A 20,136-nucleotide genomic window follows, 5' to 3' on the forward strand; every position below is an offset into this window, starting at 1 on the left:
GTGAAACATTTATTTTGAGGCTCACACACTGAGACCTCCACGCCATAAAGATAGGGGTGGTCTTGATTTTTTCATATCCCACTGGCATATAAATCGTGATTTATATCTAAATTTGAAGAAAATATCAAGAATGTTTGTTTTAGAACTCTGATGCTTATGAAAAGACAGTTGTTTTTAGTAGGAATAAGTTTGATGCTGGGGGCATGTCAATGCTTGCCCAAGATATATCTCCGGTGAATTCCGTTTCTTACGAATGGAAGAGCGTACCGATATGGAAGGGGCCTATCGGTGGGATGCTGTTTCCTGCCAGTGGATGCCCTTGTTGGACTGGATAAGTCTGGATGAAAGCAATCTGCAGGGGGTGGAGAGCATTGCTATTGACCCGCAGAATCCATAGAACGTGTATATTGCCTGCGGTACGTATACCAGTAGCTCTAATGGGGCCATACTCTGTTCTTATGATGGTGGCAGAACCTTTGCTCGTGTTGATGTGCCTTTTACGATGGGTGGCAACGAGAATGGGCGTGGTAATGGGGAACGGATGATGGTAGACCCGCAGAATGTGAATATCATTTATATGGGAACCCGTTTGCATGGCTTGTGGCGCAGTACGGATAAGGGGAGGAGTTGGGCACGGGCAGCGTCTTTCTCGGATGTTTCCGAGAAGTTCAATCTTGCCGACCGTGCCGCATGGGGGAATCGCGGCAGTGGCATTGCTTACGATGTACAAGATGCTAAAGATGAGCGTGATACCCGTAATATTTATGTGGCAGTGTCATTGAGGGTAAGGAAAATCTGTTCGTTAGCCACGACTATGGTGAAAGTTGGCAGCCGGTTGGGGGACAGCCAGTGCAGTACCGCCCCACGTATATGGTCTTGATAAGTAACGGGCAATTGATTCTGACGTATGGGGATACTTCCGGTCCAAGCCAGATGGGGGGATGGAGGTGTGTGGAAATACGATATCCGTAAAGGCAAATGGACAGACATTTCTCCCGTCAGACTGCCTGGTGGCGAAAAGGCGGGATTTGGCTATGCGGTTGTATCAGTGGACGCTTGTAATCCGAAATATATGATTGCCAGTATGCACAGTTGGGGGCAAACACAGTTATAAGAGTGATGAGATGTTCCGTACAGTCGACGGTAGCAAGAACTGGAAACCAATTTTCAAGACAAGATATGCGTATGATTATTCTAAGGCTCCCTATACAAAAGTCCCCCTCCTGCATTGGATGTTCGATATTGAGATAGATCCTGTCGACGCTGAAGATGCCATGTTTACCACCGGTCTCGGTGGTTGGGAAACCTTCAACCTCTCTGCCGTAGAACGTGGGGACCGGTGAAATAGAGTATCATGTCTGCCAGTATCGAAGAAACCGTGTCTCTCGAACTTTATGCTCCCCAAAAAGGGGCGCGCCTGATTTCCGGTATCGGTGATTATGGTGGCTTTACGCATTTCGACCTCAATCGACCCGATTCGTTGGGCAGCCATGCCAATCCTCATTTCGGAAATACGAATGGAGTGACAGGCGCCTGGCTGAAGCAGGATTTGATAGTCAGGGTTGGTACACTGTTCGGCCATCAGCCGGATGCAAAGACTATCTCATATTCAGAAGATGGGGGCAGACGCTGGACTATGTGTGCCACCGTTCCAACGGAGAAGTCTCGTAATGGGCATATCACCGTGGCAGCAGACGGTTCTTCTTGGATTTGAACCCCCGACCGCTCGAAGGCTTATCTGACTCGTGATAAGGGGGGCTTGGCAAGTTTGCCGTGGTTTGCCTAAGAATATCCGCGTCATAGCAGATAAGGTGGACTCCCGACGTTTTTATGCTGTAGATGCTGTGGCCGAAATATTGTATAGCAGTGAGGATGGTGAGATGACTTTTCATGCTGACACATTGAATTTAACGGTTAAAGGGTCCAATGCGGTAATGCCGGTGCTACCATACGAAGAGGAGATCCGCGTGGAGGGCAAGACCGTATCTATGCTACTCCTGGTCGTGAAAAAGATTTGTGGATTGCAGCTTATGATGGTTTGTACTGCTCTGCCGCTTCAGAAAAATTTGATTTCCGTGTTTTGGATAAGGTACGTACCATCTATACTTTTGGTTTCGGCAAGGCAAAGCCGGGTAATGATTATCCTGCCATCTATCTGATGGCGTAATCAACGGGCAATATGGTTTCTTCCATTTCGACGATACGGCTAACTCTTGGGTACGTATCAACGATGATGCCCATCAATATGGCCTGGTATTGCATATTTGCGGTGATATGCAGGAATATGGCCGAGGAATTGCGATGGGAGTACCTGCATCATAGCTTTTCTTCATGCAGTTCATGTAATCTCCTTTGTGTCTGCTTTTCATCAAGCCCGTACATCTGCTGCCTTTATGGGCACTGAGATGATACGGACTTTTAGTTTCTTATATTGTCATTATGTACTGTAGGTTACTGCCGTCATTTCGGTATTTGCAGTCATTACCTCCATAATCTTTTCTCTTACGAATATTGTCTTTTCATTTAGTATAAATTTATTCAACATCCGTTTGGAAAGTCTTGTGACTGTATGATATATTACTTTTTCAAAGAAAATATTTTTCGTTCGTTTATATTTTAATATATTTGCATTCCAATCTTCCCATCATTTGTTAATAAATGTTGGCTGGTGTTTGATGATGGTATTGCATAACCTTAAATGAAACCTAATGGTACACTTGTATAGATATATCATTTTTATAATTGGCCTTTGCACTACCCAACTGGTTTCCGCATACGGATTAAGATTTCGTGGCGCAGCCAGTCCTATCGATCAAAGAACATCCTATGATGTGTTTGCTCATAGTTATCCTTCTTTCAGAGACTATTTTGACTTGGAGTTCAATATAGCTTTGTATTCTACCGAGAGCGTCGGTTATGTCTTGCGTGTTAAGGGGAAGGATGAAGGACAGATTTTCAATCTTTTTTTTGATTTTCGTGGCAATGATATCTTGTTCCGTTTGAATCAAGAGGGGAAGTGTGTGTTGATAGCCTTGCCTGTCAATAAGGCTGGAGCAATGAAATCCCATTGGTTCAGGGTGAAGATAGCCTTTAACTTGAAGCAGGATGAGATTACTCTCAAGATTCATGATCAGGAAAAAGTATGCAAGGGTGTGGCACTTGCCGATGAGTTCAGCCCGAAAATAGTGTTCGGTAAGAGCGACCACATTATTGACGTTCCAGAGATAGCTATTGATAAGTTGGTTGTGCATGCTGACCACACTTACACGTTTCCCTTGGATGAGGCGGAAGGAGAATCGGTTTGTGACCGGGAAGGGATTCTTTACGGTAAAGTGGAAAATCCGGTGTGGCTGATTAATGAGGCCTTTCACTGGAAGCGGGAGGGCGGTTTTGCGTCGGCTTCAGAAGCAGGTTCTTGTTATAATATTGGTAGAAATGAGATTTATTATTTCAATCGTGATTCGTTGTTTGTTTACAATGTGGAGACGGGAAATATTTCTGCCAAGGCTTTTACCGAACGGTGTCCTGTGAAGTTGTTTCTTGCCGGTAGTTTCTTTGACAGTGCCAGTGAAAGGTTATATGTCTACGAGGTATATACAGAGAATGGGGATGCGGAGCCTATGATAGCAAGTCTGGACCTGAATACGTTGGGCTGGAGAGTAGAGAGCTACAGCCGGCTCAGCATGCAGTTGCATCATCATTGTTCCTATTATGATGCAGTCCGCAAGCGTTACACCATCTTCGGTGGTTTCGGCAATATGTATTACAATAATAAATTCTATATATTCGATCCGGAAGAAGCGCGTTGGGATACACTTGGCTCTCTATCCGGTGATTTTCTTTGTCCCCGTTATTTCTCTTCGGCCGGTTATTTGGACAGTAACCATTCTGTCTATATTTTTGGCGGTATGGGTAATGAGTCGGGTGACCAGGTAATAGGCCGCCGTTATTTTCACGATCTTTATAAGGTGGATTTGCAAGAGATGCATGTGCAGAAACTTTGGGATATTTCGGAAGGGCAGCCCAATGTGGTGCCGGTGCAGGATATGCTGATACAGAATGATTCTTGTTTTTATGTCTTGCGTTATCCCGAGAGTGTGTCTAACTCGTTTTTGCGTCTCTATCGTTTTCTTGTAAAAGATGGCAGCTGTCAGATATTGGGTGATTCCATCCCCATTTACTCTGATAAAATTACGACAAATGCTCGTCTTTATTATAACGAGCGTTTAAGCAGGCTTTTTGTGACCGTGCAGGAAACACGTGATGACGTCTCTTCCAAATTTTCTGTTTATTCGTTACTCTTTCCACCGGTTTCTCTTGAAAAATATATTGCGAATAACGGTGGAGGAAGTGTTTCACGTGTATGGCTAGTGCTGGCGGTCGCGGCTGTAGTTGGTGGAGGCGTATGGATAGTGTACAAGTGGCGTCGAAACTCCGGTAAGGGCGAGGTCGGTAAAGCTGTAAGACAAGACAAGGAACAGCTTCCTGATGCTTCTGATATCACTAAGATGGAGAGGCAGGCAGTAGATGCGAGAACTGCCAACTGTATGTATTTATTCGGTGATTTTTCCGTTTTCGACCGGAGTGGTCGTAACATCTCTTATATGTTTTCCTTGCGTATCAAACAAATATTCTGTCTCATTTTGCGTTATAGCGATGCCAACGGAATTTCTTCCAAACAACTGAGCGACTTGATATGGCCCGACAAGCCAAAAGATAAAGTGAAAAACTCGCGTGGAGTAGCCATCAATCATTTGCGCAAGATTCTGAAAGAACTGGATGGTATAGAACTGGTTTATGAGAAAGGATGTTTTCGTTTCACGCTGTCTTCTGTCTTTTATTGTGACTATCTGCGTTTTATGGCGATAGTTGCTGAAAACCGGGTAGAGGATTGTCGGCAAGAGTTCCTGCATATTGTAGGGCGTGGCAAGTTTGTCGGCTTTATGGACGATCCGTTGTTCGACGGTTTTAAGCAAGATGTGGAGTGCCGCCTGGAAGTACTTGTTTTACAGTTGATGAAAGAGGCTTTTGAGGCTCAGGATTATTCGGAAGCTATGAGCTTGGCTGAAGCGGAATTCAATATTGATCCGGTGAACGAAACAGCCTTGTCTTGTTGCATCAAGTCACTTTTCATGCTTAAGCATGAAAATGCTGCTATTAGTACTTATCAAAGATTTGTGGCAGAATACAAAAAACATACGGGGGAAGATTACCCTACTCCTTTCAGCCTTTATTGGAATTAGCTTTCCCGATATGTTGCATCCGGTATTTTCTGTCTTTGTTTTTTCTTTTATTTTTCAGTCTGCTTTCCTGGAGTTCTTGTGGTTCTTCTTATATGCAATTGAAAAGTATTTATAAAATATTTTTGAGTTCAGGCACATATGTAGGCTATCGCAGTCGTATACTGAGATAGCTCATTATTTCTCCTCTGATAATTAGGCTTCCAAAATCAATGAATTCAATATGCTAAATGAGGACAAATGGGCTGTTGAAAATAAAAATTTAGTAGGACTTATACGATAATTGTTTTATTCGCGGCACTATTTTGGTGGCTTAAAGTGTTAGGCGAAATCTGTACTTTCTTTTATGGGTTAAAATGATCTAGATTAATGTTTTTTTTATGCTATTATACCCAAATTAATCCTAAAATTAACCCATATGGAATCAAATTTGCAACTAAAGGGGCGGTTTGTAACACCCTGAGGCTGATGTGGGCGATTGGCATCGGTTCCTTTGTTATATTAACTTCTAATTAATAATTTAAGCTATGAAACAGTTGAAAAAGCTGAAAGTTTTTGGACTGATGGCCATGCTTATAAGTATGGTCATCATGGCGAGCTCTTGTTCGGACGATGATACGAGCGGAAAGGCTTTATCTTATGGAAAAGTGACGGGTGTCGTCACAGATGATTTATCTTCCCCTCTTGAAGGGGTCACAGTTTTAGTCGATGGTTCCGGTATAACGGCTGCACCGGACGGTCCTCAGGCCACGACAAATTCGCAGGGTGTATATACACTCGAAAACATTTCAATAGGTACACATATCATTACATTTACGAAAGCCGATTACCAGACGGTAAGTGTTACCGTTGTGGCAGGAAAATTCAATGAAGAAGAAGTGGCTGAAGTCAGCCCTAAAATGGAGTATGCAGCCGCAAAAATCAAAGGAAAAGTAGTTGATGCAGGAAAGGGAAATACTCCGTTGGAAGGAGTGACGGTCAGCATCAGCTCCACACAGACTGCCACCACCGGAAGCGACGGTACATTTGAAATTGGTAATTTGCCATTGGCAGACTACACCGTTACTTTTACCAAAGCAGGCTATGCTTCCATCGCGAAGAAGGTAGCTATAGCTGACTTTGTGGATGGCATTGCCACTATAGAAGTTCGCATGGGTGGGACGGAAATATTGCGCGGACTAACTCTTGATGATTTGAAAGCTGCAGAAAAATGGTATTATAACGAATACCGTGGCGGACGAAATGCTGAAAGCTATCCCCACTGGGATTGGGCTTGTAACTACATGTGTACAATGGACTTCCGTGGCGACTGGGAAGAGCAGAACGAAGGAACCACTCTCCGCATTCGCAACAATGAAGAGGACCGCAAGAATCCTGCTGACTTGGAGATGTTCGATTCCTTTGTATTCGGAAGCAAGCTGATTACAGAAGATAACTACATGATGACCCTCCAAATCCGTACGCACAGTGCCGACGAAGCTGCTCCGGTATATTATGGCGTGCAGGTGGTAGACCTGACTGCTGCCGATCCGAAGGCTGAGATGGTGGGTGATGTCAGAACCTATGCCTCGGAAAATTACACTTCTGTTCCGGTAGATTTGAGCAAATACATCGGTAAGGAAGTAATCATTGCCATCGGTACATTCCGTGCTCAGACTGGTGATTACTGGAAGCAGTTGGTATTGCGCCGCATCGCTTTTGCTAAAGAAGCCATTGAAGGATGGGGCTGGTTGCCCGGAACATCGGTCGAAGAGTTGGATGGTTGGAAGATGACCCGGGAAATGGTACGCTCTACCATGCCGCAAATGAAGTTGAAGTTCACTGGCTTGAGTCCTGTTGAAGGAAATCGCGATAACTATGTGGACGCCTATCGTGCATGGCGCGAGGTGGACCATATTTGTGCCGAGTGGTCGTATATGCCGCTCAGTAAAGATCCTGAGGTATTCCCTTCCGAAGGTTATCTGATAAAGACACGTAGCGGAAACAACGTAAGTACCACCGTTCCCGAATCTTATTTCTATGCCAAATTCTCCATTGTGTCTGGGTGTGATAGGATGACATTGAAGACTCGCAACTTCAGTGGAACGAATGCTACCTTCTTCAAGGTGACAGCTATCCGTATGGACGGAACTGTCGTACATTTGGCACCTGCATCCCATACGGCTCAGTTTGCTGAGGCTGCTGCCGACGGTTGCTGGAAATTTATCCATCAGGCCGGAGGAAAGGGGGATCCGGAGGCATATGCCGATTTTGTCTATGATTTGTCTCAGTTCAACGGAGAAGATGTAATGTTGACTATTGGTGTCTTTAAGGGAGAAGAGAACGGCGATGAGAACAAACTGGTGCTGCGTGACATCACAATGGAGTGACAAACTGCTGATATTTAATTTTTTTGTTTTTCCCTCTTTATCTTCTTTTGTATCTTATGAGGGGAGAGATGGGGACTGAAGAAACTAATTGTATGAATATAATGAAAAATTTATTTACTTTATTGACTTTGCTCTTATTGACGTTAGTGGCTTGCAGTAATGACTCTGCTGTTGATGAAAAGCCGGACAACGGAGGTATGTATGTTCCAGGCAATCTGCCGGTGCAGAATGTGGCACGTGCCATAGAGCTGATTGACAATGCTGTAGAGTGCTATTTTACAGGTACGGGCATGGCTATGTCACGTTATTATAACCCTTATACCGGAAACCGTTCCAGTGAGTTGGGCAGTGTGTGGATGTACACTAGTTCCATTGAGGCCGTGAATGCTGCGATGAAAGCCATGAAGACCGGGAAGACAAAGGGAGAGACGGCTCTTTATGACTCTCACTTTAACCGCTACAAGGAACTTTTAGCTCAACTTTATGACAATCTGGAGTTTTATGCAGGTACTTTTACGCTGACCTCTTATACGCAGACTAAACAGTGGACGGTATACGGTGTAAACCGCGGCAACGGCAAGGGAGCTGCACAAGTGGAAGGTACCCTCAATGTTTACGATGACCAGATGTGGCTGGTGCGTGAACTGTTGGAATCCTATCATATTACTGGTGAACAGCGCTATCTGGAAAAGGCAGAATACCTGACAGAATACGTGCTTGACGGTTGGGACTGTACCCTTGATGAGCAAGGTAGTCCATTGGGAGGCATTACGTGGGGACCGGGGTATATCACCAAGCACTCTTGCAGTAATGGCCCTATTGTCAGTCCTCTGGTGTGGCTGCACGAAATTTACAAAGGAAAACCCGACGAAGTGACCTATGGCTACGTGGCTGCCGACAACAGTCGCAAGCTACGTACTGAGAAGAAATCTGACTATTACTTGAATTTTGCCAAAGCTGTTTACGATTGGCAAAAGAAACATTTGCTGAGACCAGACGGGGTGTACGACGATATGATGGGTGGTTATGATTCACCGGACATAAAATATGTTACCATTGATGGTGAACGCTATCGGACTGGTTCCAAACTGCGTGATCGTGTAGGTCCGGCCATCACTTACAATAGTGGTACGATGCTTTCCGGTGCTGCCGACCTTTTCAGAGTTACAAGCGATGCGACTTATCAGACGGATTTGGCAGAATTGACCGATAATAGTTTTGCTTACTTTGCCAAACCTGAAGCAGCCAAACCGGGCTGTTATACATTTGATGTCAGCGGATTCTGTAACTGGTTCAACGGTGTACTGATGCGTGGGTATGTGGATGCTTATTCAACCTACACTGCTGCCGCAAGCTGTATCGAGGCATTCCAGAATAATCTGGATTATGCCTACGAAAACTATCAATACAAACATATGCTTCCCACCAATCTGCTGGTGGGGTGGTACAAAGCTGAAAAGAACAAGAACAACGTGGAAGGAATGTTCACTTTTGCTTTTGCCGCCGAATATGCAGTGTTGGCGAATTATGAATGGAGCAAGAAATAATTTTAAAATTAATGGACTATGAAGAATTTTAGCAAGATGCGACAAGGATTATCCTGCGTGGTAATAGCATTCCTTCTGATGCTGATTCCGGCAGGTGTTTTCGCACAAAACTCTATTTCCGTTTCAGGAATAGTTATGGATGACACCAATGAACCTGTCATTGGCGCTGCTGTCATGGTGAAGGGCACCACTATAGGTGTCATTACCGACATTGACGGACGTTATACCATCAGTATTCCTGCAGATGGTATTCTCAGTTTCTCTTATGTGGGATTGAAGGACAAAGAAGAGAAAGTGAATGGACGCACCACTATCAACATCATTATGCAGACTGACTCCAAGATGATAGACGAAGTAGTGGTGATAGGTTACGGAACACAACGCCGCGGATCGGTGACGGGTGCTGTTTCTGCCGTCAAAGGGCAGGATATGATAAAGACCAAGAACGAAAATCCGCAGAATATGCTGACAGGACGTATTCCTGGTTTGCGCGTATGGCAGAAGAGTTCTGAGCCCGGAACTTTCAATAACAGTTTCGATATTCGAGGTATGGGATCTCCATTGATTATCATCGATGGAATCCCTCGGAGTACGGAAGAATTCCAGCGTTTGAATGCAATGGATATTGATGATATTTCTGTGTTGAAAGATGCTTCTGCTGCTATTTACGGCGTACGTGCAGCCAATGGTGTAGTGTTGGTGACCACCAAAAAAGGAGGAGCAGGAAAAACGGAATTCTCTTACAATGGCTCCTACACTTTCCAACAACCTTCACGTATGCCTGAACTGTGTGATCCTTATGAATCTATGACGCTGTTCAACGAAATGTCGATGAATAACATTAATGGCGGTTCATGGGTCTTCAGCGAAGAGAGCTTTGAAGCATTCCGTAACGGTACGCGCCGTACGACGGACTGGAATGACTTGATTATCTCTAATGTGGCTCCACAGACACAACACGACATCAGCATTTCCGGTGGCAACGAGAAGACTAAGTTCTATATCAGTATGGGCTATTTTTACCAGGAAGGTATCTTCCGTTCGGGAGACTTGAATTATAATAAGTTCAACCTGCGTTCCAACATTTCAACTGAAGTTGCTAAAGGTATAAAATTCGAACTTGGTGTAAGTGGCATCTCCGACGAACGCAATACGCCTTACAGCAGCGCACAGGATATCATTCGTAACTATTGGAGACAAGGTGTACTTTATCCTGCATACGCTGATCCTGAAGGGACGATGTTGAACTACAATGGTTTGGACATGGAACAGAATACTGTGGCTATGATGACAGCCGATATTTCCGGTTACAAGAAGTACAAGCAGAAATATTTCCAGTCCTCGGCTACTTTGACGGTAGATTTCAGTGAATACACACCGGTATTGAAGGGATTGACTGCCAAAGCTATGTTCAGTTACGATTATCGTGCCGATAACAACGAGACTTTCCGTAAAGAGTACTACCAGTATGCTTATGACGAGCAGACCGGCACCTACAATCAGAAGGTCTATAACGAAAGCTCGCCCAGCAACATGCGTCGCGAGTTCTATGACAAATCACAGATGCTGGGACAATTCACAGTGAACTACGACCGCACCTTTAACGATGTCCACCATGTGGGTGGTGTTGTCGGTTGGGAGGTACAGAAGCGCAACGGTGACAACTTCTACGCTGTTCGCGACCTGGCATTCTCTATGCCTTACCTGCTGGCTGGTGTGACTGAAGGACAGATCGGCGCTATGCAGACTGGTAATAATGATTTGTATGAACAAGCCAACGAAGCTTTGATAGGTCGTGTCAATTATTCGTTTGCCGACCGATACCTGCTGGAAGCACAGTTCCGTTACGACGGTTCCAGCAAGTTTGCCAAAGGACATCAATGGGGTTTCTTCCCTTCAGTATCGGCTGGGTGGAGAGTATCCGAAGAACCTTTCTTCAAAAGCATAGATGCTTTGAAGTTTGTCAATCAGCTGAAGCTGCGTGCCAGCTACGGTGTGCTGGGTGATGATGGTGACTTGAATTATGACTGGGCTATGGGGTACACTTATCCTGCAACTAGCGGTAACATATCTAATGGCGACTATAACGGTTATTCGCCGGGCTATATCTTCGGTGGCAAGTTCATCAGTGCGGCAAGTCCGATGGCATTACCTAATGAGAATATTACTTGGTTCAAGTCGAAGACATTCGACGTGGGTTTCGATTTTGAAGCTTGGAACGGTCTGCTGGGCGTTTCGTTCGACTATTTTAACCGTCTGCGTACTGGCCGTTTCGCTCGCCGTACCGGTGACTTGCCTACAGTGGTAGGTGCCTCTGCTCCACGTGAAAATCTGGATAGTGACCGTCAATTCGGTATGGAATTGGAATTGACTCATCGTAACAAGATTGGACAAGTGGCCTATAATCTGAAAGGTATTGCTACCGTAACCCGTCAGAAATACCTGACTGCTTCAGAAAAAGGCCCTTGGGCTAACTCCTACGACCGTTGGCGTAATGATAACTTGACAAACCGTTATCAAGGAGTACAGTTTGGTTATACTTCTGCCGGACGCTACACCAGTTGGAACGATATTTGGAGCTATCCGGGTTACAAGGAACGTGACATTCTGCCGGGTGACTACAAATATGAAGACTGGAATGGTGACGGTGAGATTAACGGTCAGGACGAACATCCGTTTGCCTTAGACCAGACTCCATGGTTGCAGTTCAGTTTGAATGCCGGCTTGCAATGGAAGAACTTCGACTTCAACATGTTGTTGCAAGGCTCTGCGCTGGGCTCTATGGAGTACAAAGAGCCTTTGCATGAAATTTGGGGTAAGAACGGTGGTGGTGCATTGACACAATTTCTTGATCGCTGGCATCCCGTAGACCCGAAAGCCGATCCCTATGACCCTTCTACTGTCTGGACTTCCGGTCATTACGCTTATACAGGCCGTTGGGCGAAAAACAATTCAGCTTTCAATCGTGTAAGTACTGCTTACCTTCGTCTGAAGAGTATCGAGCTGGGTTATACATTCCCGAAATTGAAACAGATTCCCAATGCCAGTCTGCGCATTTATGCCAATGCTTACAACCTGCTGACATTTACGGGTGTGAAATTTGTAGACCCTGAGCATCCCGATGATGATTTGGGACGTATGTATCCGTTAAACAAGACCTATACACTGGGAGTTTCCCTCTCTTTCTAATTAATGATATAAACCTAAAAAATAATAAATATGAGACATAAACTGATATCCGCGATGCTGTGTATGACTCTCGCCACTTCATGTGTCGATATGGATATTACTCCCAAAAATATCGTGACTTCCGAGTCGTTGCTTTCCAACGAGTCAGGTATGGACATCTATATGGCACGTTTGTATAGCAATATGCCATGGGAAGACTTTAAGTATCTCCCACAACGGGGGATGAACTTTAATGGCTGGTTGAGTGCCATGGGTATTGACGGTACTGGTGAAGCCATGAACCGGGATGGTATTTGCTGTGCGTTTACCGGTGAAGAAAATGTTTACTGGGGCAAGGCTTTTGAATTGTTGCGCGACGCCAACTTCCTGCTTGAGAACCTGCCGAAATATCAGAGTTCCTATGCAGAGATTACTTACAACCACTATTTGGGCGAAGCCTATTATGTGCGTGCCACAGTTTTCTACGCCATGGCCCGTCGTTTTGGAGGTATCCCTTTGGTGACAAAAGTCATCCAATATCCTGGAGACGGAAATTTGGAGGTCCCCCGTGCCAGTGAGGAAGAAACATGGGACCAGGTTTTGGCAGATTATGACAAGGCCATTGAATTGATGATGCCTAGTAGCCCCAAGAGTGGTTACAGTAATAAGTATGTAGCATTGGCTTTCAAGTCAGAAGCTATGCTCTATGCCGGTAGTGTAGCTAAGTATAATGAAACGGTAAACGGACGTTTGACCGGTTTAGGTGCCAAAACGGGAGTACGCGTGATCGGATTCGATGAGGACCGCTGGCAAGAGGCTTCCAAGAAGTATTTCACTGAAGCCTACAAAGCTGCTTCCGAGGTGATTAAAAGTGATGTATATTCACTTTACAAGAAGAAATGGGCTGCTAATGATCCGGAAGCACAATATCAGAATATGGTGGATATGTTCTCCGATCTTAGCAATAATCCTGAGAACATCTATGTAAAGGAGTACGTTTACCCCACCAGTACTCATGCTTACGATTCTTACAACTTGCCGCTCACCTTTAAGGCTCCGCTGAACTGTGGTGTTTGTCCGACAGCAGACTTTGTTGAGTTGTTTGATGGTTTCGACCGTTACCCCGACGGTACCCTGAAGGTGACGACAGGCAATTCTTGTACCGAAGGTAACTACGTTATGTATGATAGTCCCATGGACTATTACAAGAATGCTGAACCTAGATTGCGTGCTTACGTCATCTTCCCCGGTGATGTGTTCAAGGGTAAGGAAATTGAGATTTATGCCGGTGTTTATACGGGGGCCGCGCCTGTCAAACCGCTTCTTAGTGACTATTCGTATGGTGCTGCCACTACCAAGTACAATCATCTGAGTGCTTATAAAGACAAACCCAAAACACTTTATCTCAGTCCGAAACCTGAAGATCAGCAGGAAATTGTGACCCTGCCCGACGGTTCTACGATGACGGCTGCCGGTCAGAACGGTCCTTTCTATGAAGATGGTGGAAGCGCAATGACTGGTCTATTGGCACGCAAATGGTTGAACCCTGATCCTGCATTTGTTCCTCGGGAAGGCAATAGTGCACAACCTTTTATTTTGATGCGTTATGCCGAAGTGTTGCTGAATGCAGCCGAGGCTGCTGTGGAGCTTTCGTTAGCGAGCGTCTCTTCTCCTGATGGTACAGATATGCTGAGTGTAGCAACGAAAGCCATCAATGATATTCGTGAGCGTGCCGGTGCCCAGTTGTTGACTGCCTCGCTGACTAGTACAACAGACAGCCGTGATATTGTCCGCAAGGAACGTCGCAAGGAGTTGGCTTTCGAACATAAGACCAAGTGGGACTTGCGTCGCTGGCGTGTGAATCACTATGAAGGTCGCGATGGATTTTGGGGTGAGCAACGCAATAAGGATCGTTTCAGCAACACGACTCGTTATCGTTTCCGTGGTATCTATCCGTTCTATTCGACGGCGACCGGCAAGTGGTTCTTTGATGTTTGTTTCAACTATACGACTGCCGGTGACAAGGACTTTGGTTACACTCCGGTGGACTATTATTTCTCGATTCCGGACGGTGAGGTGTCAAAGAGTCCTGTAATCGACCAGCAGCCTAATCGATAAAACTCAATAATTAAAAAACTTAAAATGTATGAAAAAGACAATATTTTATAGCTTATTCAGCGTCTTGTTCACGTTAACCTCATGCAGCATGTTCGAAATAGACAATTATGAGGAACCAGCAGAAACAATTTGGGGCGAAGTGGTAGATGAAGCAACTGGTAAGCGTGTATTGACCGATCAGGGCAGTGAAGGTATCCGTGTTCGTCTAACCGAATTGAGTTGGGGCGACAATGTGCAACATAATCCTGATTTTTACTGTATGATGGACGGTACATTCCAAAACACGAAGCTTTTCAAAGGTGAGTATAATGTCCGTATCGACGGCCCGTTCATTCCATTGGTACGTGAAAACACAGACGGTACCTTGCTCCATGATGGTTCCGTCAATACTGAAATTAGTGGTACAACGAAAGTGAAATTTGAAGTACAGCCCTTTCTGAACGTTGAGTTTGTAGGTGATCCGCAGGTGAGCAATGGGGTCATCAAGGCACAAGTACGCGTGACACGTGGTGTGTCGGATGAAGTTTTCCGTGAAAAAATCCAGCCAATGGGCAATTGGAAAGACGAATACTTGAATGTAACCGATATTCAGTTCTTTGTAAGCTATTCAAATACAGTGGGCTATCGGGCGCGCGACGAGCGTTGGTCGAGCAGTATCAACTATGAAGGTAAGAGTTTCGAGGATTTACTGGGTAAGGAAGTTATTGTCCAGTCTAACGGCAATATACCTTCGGGCCGCAAAGTATTTGTACGCGCTGCCGCACGTATTAACTACGACACACCTGTAGGTAGCGGCACACGCCGTTGGAACTACAGTGAGCCGGTGGAAGTACTTATTCCATAGCTTGATGGCATACAGCCGAGGCTTTGGCACTATAGCAAAAGCCTCGGCTGTTGGGCAATCCTTTGCCATTATAGTGGCAAAGACAATGATTAATACCATAAAAACAAGAAACCAATATGAAGCAAAAACATTTTTTGATAAGTTTGGCTGTCTTGGCAATAGGCATCTCTGTAGATGCTCAGACCAAGGACAATGTTAAAACCACTTTTCAAACCTCACGCGAGTGGAAGCCTTCTATAGACAATAGGGCCGATGCGGTGATGGTGTATGGAGTAGGAGGAAATCCTTCGGATAAATCACGCAAATTATCTTTTGAGGAGCGGGTGAAGTCTTGGAAGGAGCGTGGATATATCATACACTTTATGACCGGTATTGCTTGGGGTGAATATCAGGACTATTTTACCGGACAATGGGATGGAAAATGGCATTTGGACGAGGGTCAGGTCACTCAGGCAGGAGACACGATATGGCACGGTCACATGGTGCCCTATATCGTACCATCGGAGAATTTTTTAAGTTATCTGAAAGAGAGACATGTGAAGAGGGTAATCGACGCCGGTGTGGATGCCATCTTCATGGAAGAGCCTGAATTTTGGGCAAGAGCCGGTTACAGTGAGTCTTTTAAGAAGGAATGGAAAAAATACTATGGCTTCGAGTGGAGACCGCAACACGAGTCTCCGGAAAATACTTACCTGTCGAACAAGCTCAAGTATTACTTGTACTATCGTGCACTGAATGAAGTTTTCACTTTTGCCAAAGAATATGGTAAAAGCAAAGGGATGGACGTGAAGTGCTACGTTCCCACCCACTCGCTGGTGAACTATTCGCAATGGCAGATTGTCAGTCCAGAAGCAAGCCTTGCCTCACTTCCTTGTGTGGACGGTTACATTGCTCAGGTGTGGACCGGAACTTCGCGTGAGCCGAATTTCTTTGACGGTCGCAAACGTGAGCGTGTATTCGAGACTGCCTATCTGGAGTATGGTTCTATGGAATCAATGACTGCTCCTACCGGTCGCAAGATGTTCTTTCTGACCGACCCTATTGAAGACTGGCCGCGTGACTGGGCAGATTATAAGAAAAACTATCAGGCTACCTTTACTGCACAATTACTCTATCCCAATATAGCCGATTACGAAGTGATGCCTTGGCCGGAACGTATTTACGAAGGACTATATCGCACAAGTGCCAATAGCGACAAGAAAGAACGTATTCCCCGTTTCTATTCCACACAGATGCAGGTGATGATTAATGCCTTGAACCGTATGCCTCTGACTGATAAAGAACTGACTGGAAGTAAAGGCTTCAGCGTACTGATGGCAAACTCCTTGATGTTCCAGCGTTTCCCTACACACAACGGATATGAAGACCCTCAATTGGCGAACTTCTACGGTCAGGCGTTGCCTTTGCTCAAACGAGGGGTACCCGTCAAGACCGTCCACATCGAGAACCTCGGCTATAAGGAAGCATTGGCTGGCACAAAAGTGTTGTTGATGACTTATGCAAACATGAAACCGCTTGAGCCTGAAGCGCACAGCCACATAGCCGATTGGGTGAAGAAAGGGGGAGTATTGATTTATAGTGGAATGGACAACGACCCTTTCCAGAATGTAAGGGAATGGTGGAATACCAATGGGTATAACTATGCTACCCCTTCCGCACATCTTTTTGAGCAGATGGGGCTTCCTGCCCGGCCGAATCAGGGAGAATACAGTTACGGTAAGGGAACTGTATGTGTTATCCGTACCGATCCTAAAGATTATGTCCTGCATGAGGGTGGTGACAAATATTTTTTGTATCTTGTGGCCCGGATGTACGAGCAGAACGCGAAAGCGGGAAAGCTGGAGTTCAAAAACAACTTCTATCTGCAAAGGGGAGATTACGACTTGGCTGCTGTGCTTGAAGAGAGTGTGAGCGACGAGCCGTTTACTGTGGAAGGATGTTTGATTGACCTTTTTGATCCCCAATTACCGATATACACTTCCAAGCAGATAAATCCGGGTGAGCAAGCCTTGTTGCTGAATGTAGAACGTGTAGCCGGTAAGAAGAAGCCTCAAGTGCTGGCTTCGGCAAGTCGCGAAGAACAGGAAGAATGCGGAAAAGGCTGGTACTCCTATGTGGCGAAAAGTCCTGCCGAGACTTCAAACGTATCGCGGGTACTGTTGCCGAGTTGTCCTAAGAGTGTAACAGTCGATGGCAAAGAAGTTTTCGATACCAAGCGTTGGCATGCAGCAAGTCATACCTATTTGATAGAGTTTGAGAATAATCCTGACGGAGTATCGGTGAAGTTTTGCTGGTAATCTCGGACCTTTTATTTTTTAGCATTTAACAACATAAACAATTATATTATATAACGATATGAGAAAAAAGCTTTTATACCCCTTGTTGGCATCATGCCTTTTTGCGTGCAGTGACAAGGATATGTCTTATGAAGTCGTCAAGAATGACTTGAGAGCTCCAGCCTACCCGCTTGTTACCATCGACCCTTATGCCAGTGCATGGTCCATGAGCGATAACCTTTATGACAGCCCCGTTCGCCACTGGACGGGTAAGGATTTCCCTCTGATTGGCGTGGTGAAGGTAGACGGTGTTTCCTACCGTTTTATGGGGACTGAAGAATTGGAGATGAATGCAATCGTGCCCACCTCTCAGCAAGGGGACTGGACTGGACGGTATGTCACAGACAAGCCCGCTGGCGACTGGGCATCTGCCGATTACAATGATTCCGGATGGAAGTCGGACCGTGGTGCCTTTGGTACCAAAGAAAATGAACCTACAGCCAAGACTCAATGGGGAACCCGCAATATCTGGGTGCGCCGTACGGTAAATATCGACCACGATTTGACCGGCATACCTGTCTATCTGGAATTCTCCAATGATGATGATGCCGTATTCTATATCAACGGAGTGAAGATACACAGTACCGGAACCACATGCAATAAGAACAAGGTCGTGAAACTTTCTGATGAGGCTTTGGCTGCTTTGAAACAAGGAGACAACATCATTGCCGCCGAGTGTATCAATCCGGTAGGCAACGGTCTGCTCGACTTTGGTCTGCAGATTCCGAAACATCAGGAAACCGTGTTTGGCAACACAGCCGTGCAGACCTCTGCCGACGTGCAGCCCATGCAGACACACTACGCTTTTACCTGTGGTGATGTCGACTTGAAAGTCACTTTCACGGCACCTCTTTTCATGAAAGACCTGAAGCTGCTGAGCCGCCCCGTGAATTACCTTACTTATAGTGTTGCTGCCCGTGACGGCAAGGAACACGATGTGGAGGTGTACTTTGAGGCCTCGCCGCGCTGGGCGCTCGACCAGCCTTACCAGCAATCTGCAAGCGAGGGATATGAAGCTGACGGACTGCTTTACTTGAAGAGCGGAAGCAAAGAGCAGAATATCCTGGCTAAGCAGGGCGATGACCTTCGCATTGACTGGGGATATTTCTACATGGTTGCCGGTAAAGAAAACACAGCATACAGCATTGGCAACAGTTCCGAACTGCGCAAGAACTTCGTGAACGGCACCTTTAATTCAGCTTCGCTTGCGGGTGAGGACGGAAACGGGAATATGGCCTTGGTGCGTGACTATGGTAAAGTGAGGAAGGTCACCGACAAGATAATGCTGGGATATGACGACATCTATTCCATCCAATACTTCGGTACAAACTTGCGTCCTTACTGGAACTCGAAAGGCGACCGTACCATCGAGTCGGAAATGCTGGCCGCCTACAATGAGTATGACGAGTTGCTGACACGTTGCTATGCCTTCGATAAAAAGTTAATGGAAGATGCTTCTGCTGTAGGCGGCAAGGAATATGCCGAACTCTGCGCGTTGGCCTACCGTCAGTCCATTGCCGCCCACAAGCTGGTGGAAGCCCCCAATGGTGACCTTTTGTGGTTGTCGAAGGAAAACAATAGTAACGGCTGTATCAATACGGTGGACCTGACCTACCCCTCGGCTCCCCTCTATCTGATCTATAATCCTGAACTGGAGAAAGGCATGATGAACGGTATCTTCCATTATAGTGAAAGTGGCAAATGGACTAAGCCCTTCGCCGCCCATGATTTGGGTACCTATCCTCTTGCCAACGGACAGGTTTACGGAGGTGATATGCCGGTTGAGGAGAGTGGAAACATGCTGATTCTTACGGCTGCCATTGCTGCCGTAGAGGGCAATGCCGGCTATGCGGCCAAACATTGGGAAGTGCTCACCACCTGGACCGACTATCTGGTGGAAAAGGGACTCGATCCTGAGAACCAGCTCTGTACCGATGACTTCGCCGGACACTTTGCCCATAACACGAATCTTTCCATCAAGGCAATTTTAGGGGTGGCCTCTTATGGTCGGTTGGCCGAAATGCTCGGTAAGAAGGATGTTGCCGAAAGCTATACAGCGAAGGCCCGTCAGATGGCGGCTGAGTGGGAGCGTATGGCCAACGACGGTGACCATTATCGTCTGACCTTTGACAAGCCGGGTACCTGGAGCCAGAAGTACAACCTTGTCTGGGATAAATTGCTCGGAATGAACATATTTGACACAAAAATTGTAGAAATGGAGATACCTTATTATCTGACGAAGCAGAATATTTATGGTTTGCCTCTAGACAGTCGTGAGACTTATACCAAGACCGACTGGATCATGTGGACTGCGACAATGGCTCCTGACCTAGCCACTTTCCGTGAATTCATCGTCCCCCTGCATAAATTCATGAACGAAACGATAGACCGCGTGCCTATGTCTGACTGGGTGTTTACCGACAAGCCCAACTGGCGTGGCTTCAAGGCCCGCTCGGTAGTAGGCGGATATTACATGAAAATGCTTGAAGGCAAGCTGATTGGAAATAAATAATG

General features: G+C 45.8%; 14 protein-coding genes. All 14 read left to right on the plus strand.

Features of this window, described 5'->3' with window-relative positions; translation table 11 throughout:
- Window positions 1–253: 253 nt before the first annotated feature.
- The 14 genes from NQ565_RS05805 (at window position 254) to NQ565_RS05870 (ending at window position 20,134) form a co-directional block, all read left to right on the plus strand.
- A complete protein-coding gene (locus NQ565_RS05805) occupies window positions 254–397 on the plus strand; it encodes a hypothetical protein (RefSeq protein ID WP_005658285.1) in 144 nt (47 codons plus the stop codon).
- A gap of 3 nt (window positions 398–400) precedes the next feature.
- Window positions 401–880: a beta propeller repeat protein gene (locus NQ565_RS05810; RefSeq protein ID WP_229127206.1), complete on the plus strand. Its 480-nt coding sequence runs from the start codon at window positions 401–403 to the stop codon at window positions 878–880.
- A gap of 27 nt (window positions 881–907) precedes the next feature.
- Complete coding sequence (locus NQ565_RS05815; RefSeq protein ID WP_005658282.1) at window positions 908–1,114, plus strand: hypothetical protein; 207 nt, start codon at window positions 908–910, stop codon at window positions 1,112–1,114.
- Window positions 1,115–1,124: 10 nt separating this feature from the next.
- Window positions 1,125–1,343, plus strand: a complete 219-nt coding sequence (locus NQ565_RS05820; protein WP_005658280.1) for a hypothetical protein — start codon at window positions 1,125–1,127, stop codon at window positions 1,341–1,343.
- 11 nt (window positions 1,344–1,354) lie between these two features.
- On the plus strand, window positions 1,355–1,714 hold the full coding sequence (locus tag NQ565_RS05825) for a hypothetical protein (protein WP_005658279.1): 360 nt from the start codon (window positions 1,355–1,357) through the stop codon (window positions 1,712–1,714).
- A gap of 300 nt (window positions 1,715–2,014) precedes the next feature.
- Window positions 2,015–2,167, plus strand: coding sequence for a hypothetical protein (locus NQ565_RS05830; RefSeq protein ID WP_005658276.1), 153 nt, complete (start codon window positions 2,015–2,017; stop codon window positions 2,165–2,167).
- A 664-nt stretch (window positions 2,168–2,831) separates the two neighbouring features.
- On the plus strand, window positions 2,832–5,243 hold the full coding sequence (locus NQ565_RS05835; RefSeq protein ID WP_231292999.1) for a hypothetical protein: 2,412 nt from the start codon (window positions 2,832–2,834) through the stop codon (window positions 5,241–5,243).
- A 524-nt stretch (window positions 5,244–5,767) separates the two neighbouring features.
- Window positions 5,768–7,609, plus strand: coding sequence for an MSCRAMM family protein (locus NQ565_RS05840; protein WP_005658271.1), 1,842 nt, complete (start codon window positions 5,768–5,770; stop codon window positions 7,607–7,609).
- Window positions 7,610–7,701: 92 nt separating this feature from the next.
- A complete protein-coding gene (locus NQ565_RS05845; RefSeq protein ID WP_040316386.1) occupies window positions 7,702–9,156 on the plus strand; it encodes a glycoside hydrolase family 76 protein in 1,455 nt (484 codons plus the stop codon).
- A gap of 18 nt (window positions 9,157–9,174) precedes the next feature.
- Window positions 9,175–12,345 carry a SusC/RagA family TonB-linked outer membrane protein gene (locus tag NQ565_RS05850; protein WP_005658269.1) on the plus strand — a complete coding sequence of 1,057 codons (3,171 nt, stop codon included), beginning with the start codon at window positions 9,175–9,177 and terminating at the stop codon, window positions 12,343–12,345.
- 30 nt (window positions 12,346–12,375) lie between these two features.
- Entirely contained in the window at window positions 12,376–14,442 is a 2,067-nt protein-coding gene (locus NQ565_RS05855; RefSeq protein WP_005658267.1) for a RagB/SusD family nutrient uptake outer membrane protein, read from the plus strand.
- Between the two features lie 28 nt (window positions 14,443–14,470).
- On the plus strand, window positions 14,471–15,286 hold the full coding sequence (locus NQ565_RS05860) for a DUF3823 domain-containing protein (protein ID WP_040316342.1): 816 nt from the start codon (window positions 14,471–14,473) through the stop codon (window positions 15,284–15,286).
- A gap of 116 nt (window positions 15,287–15,402) precedes the next feature.
- On the plus strand, window positions 15,403–17,583 hold the full coding sequence (locus tag NQ565_RS05865; RefSeq protein ID WP_005658261.1) for a hypothetical protein: 2,181 nt from the start codon (window positions 15,403–15,405) through the stop codon (window positions 17,581–17,583).
- 58 nt (window positions 17,584–17,641) lie between these two features.
- On the plus strand, window positions 17,642–20,134 hold the full coding sequence (locus tag NQ565_RS05870) for a glutaminase domain-containing protein (RefSeq protein ID WP_005658259.1): 2,493 nt from the start codon (window positions 17,642–17,644) through the stop codon (window positions 20,132–20,134).
- Window positions 20,135–20,136 lie beyond the last annotated feature (2 nt).

The organism is Bacteroides stercoris ATCC 43183, assembly GCF_025147325.1.
GTDB classification, from domain to species: Bacteria; Bacteroidota; Bacteroidia; order Bacteroidales; family Bacteroidaceae; genus Bacteroides; species Bacteroides stercoris.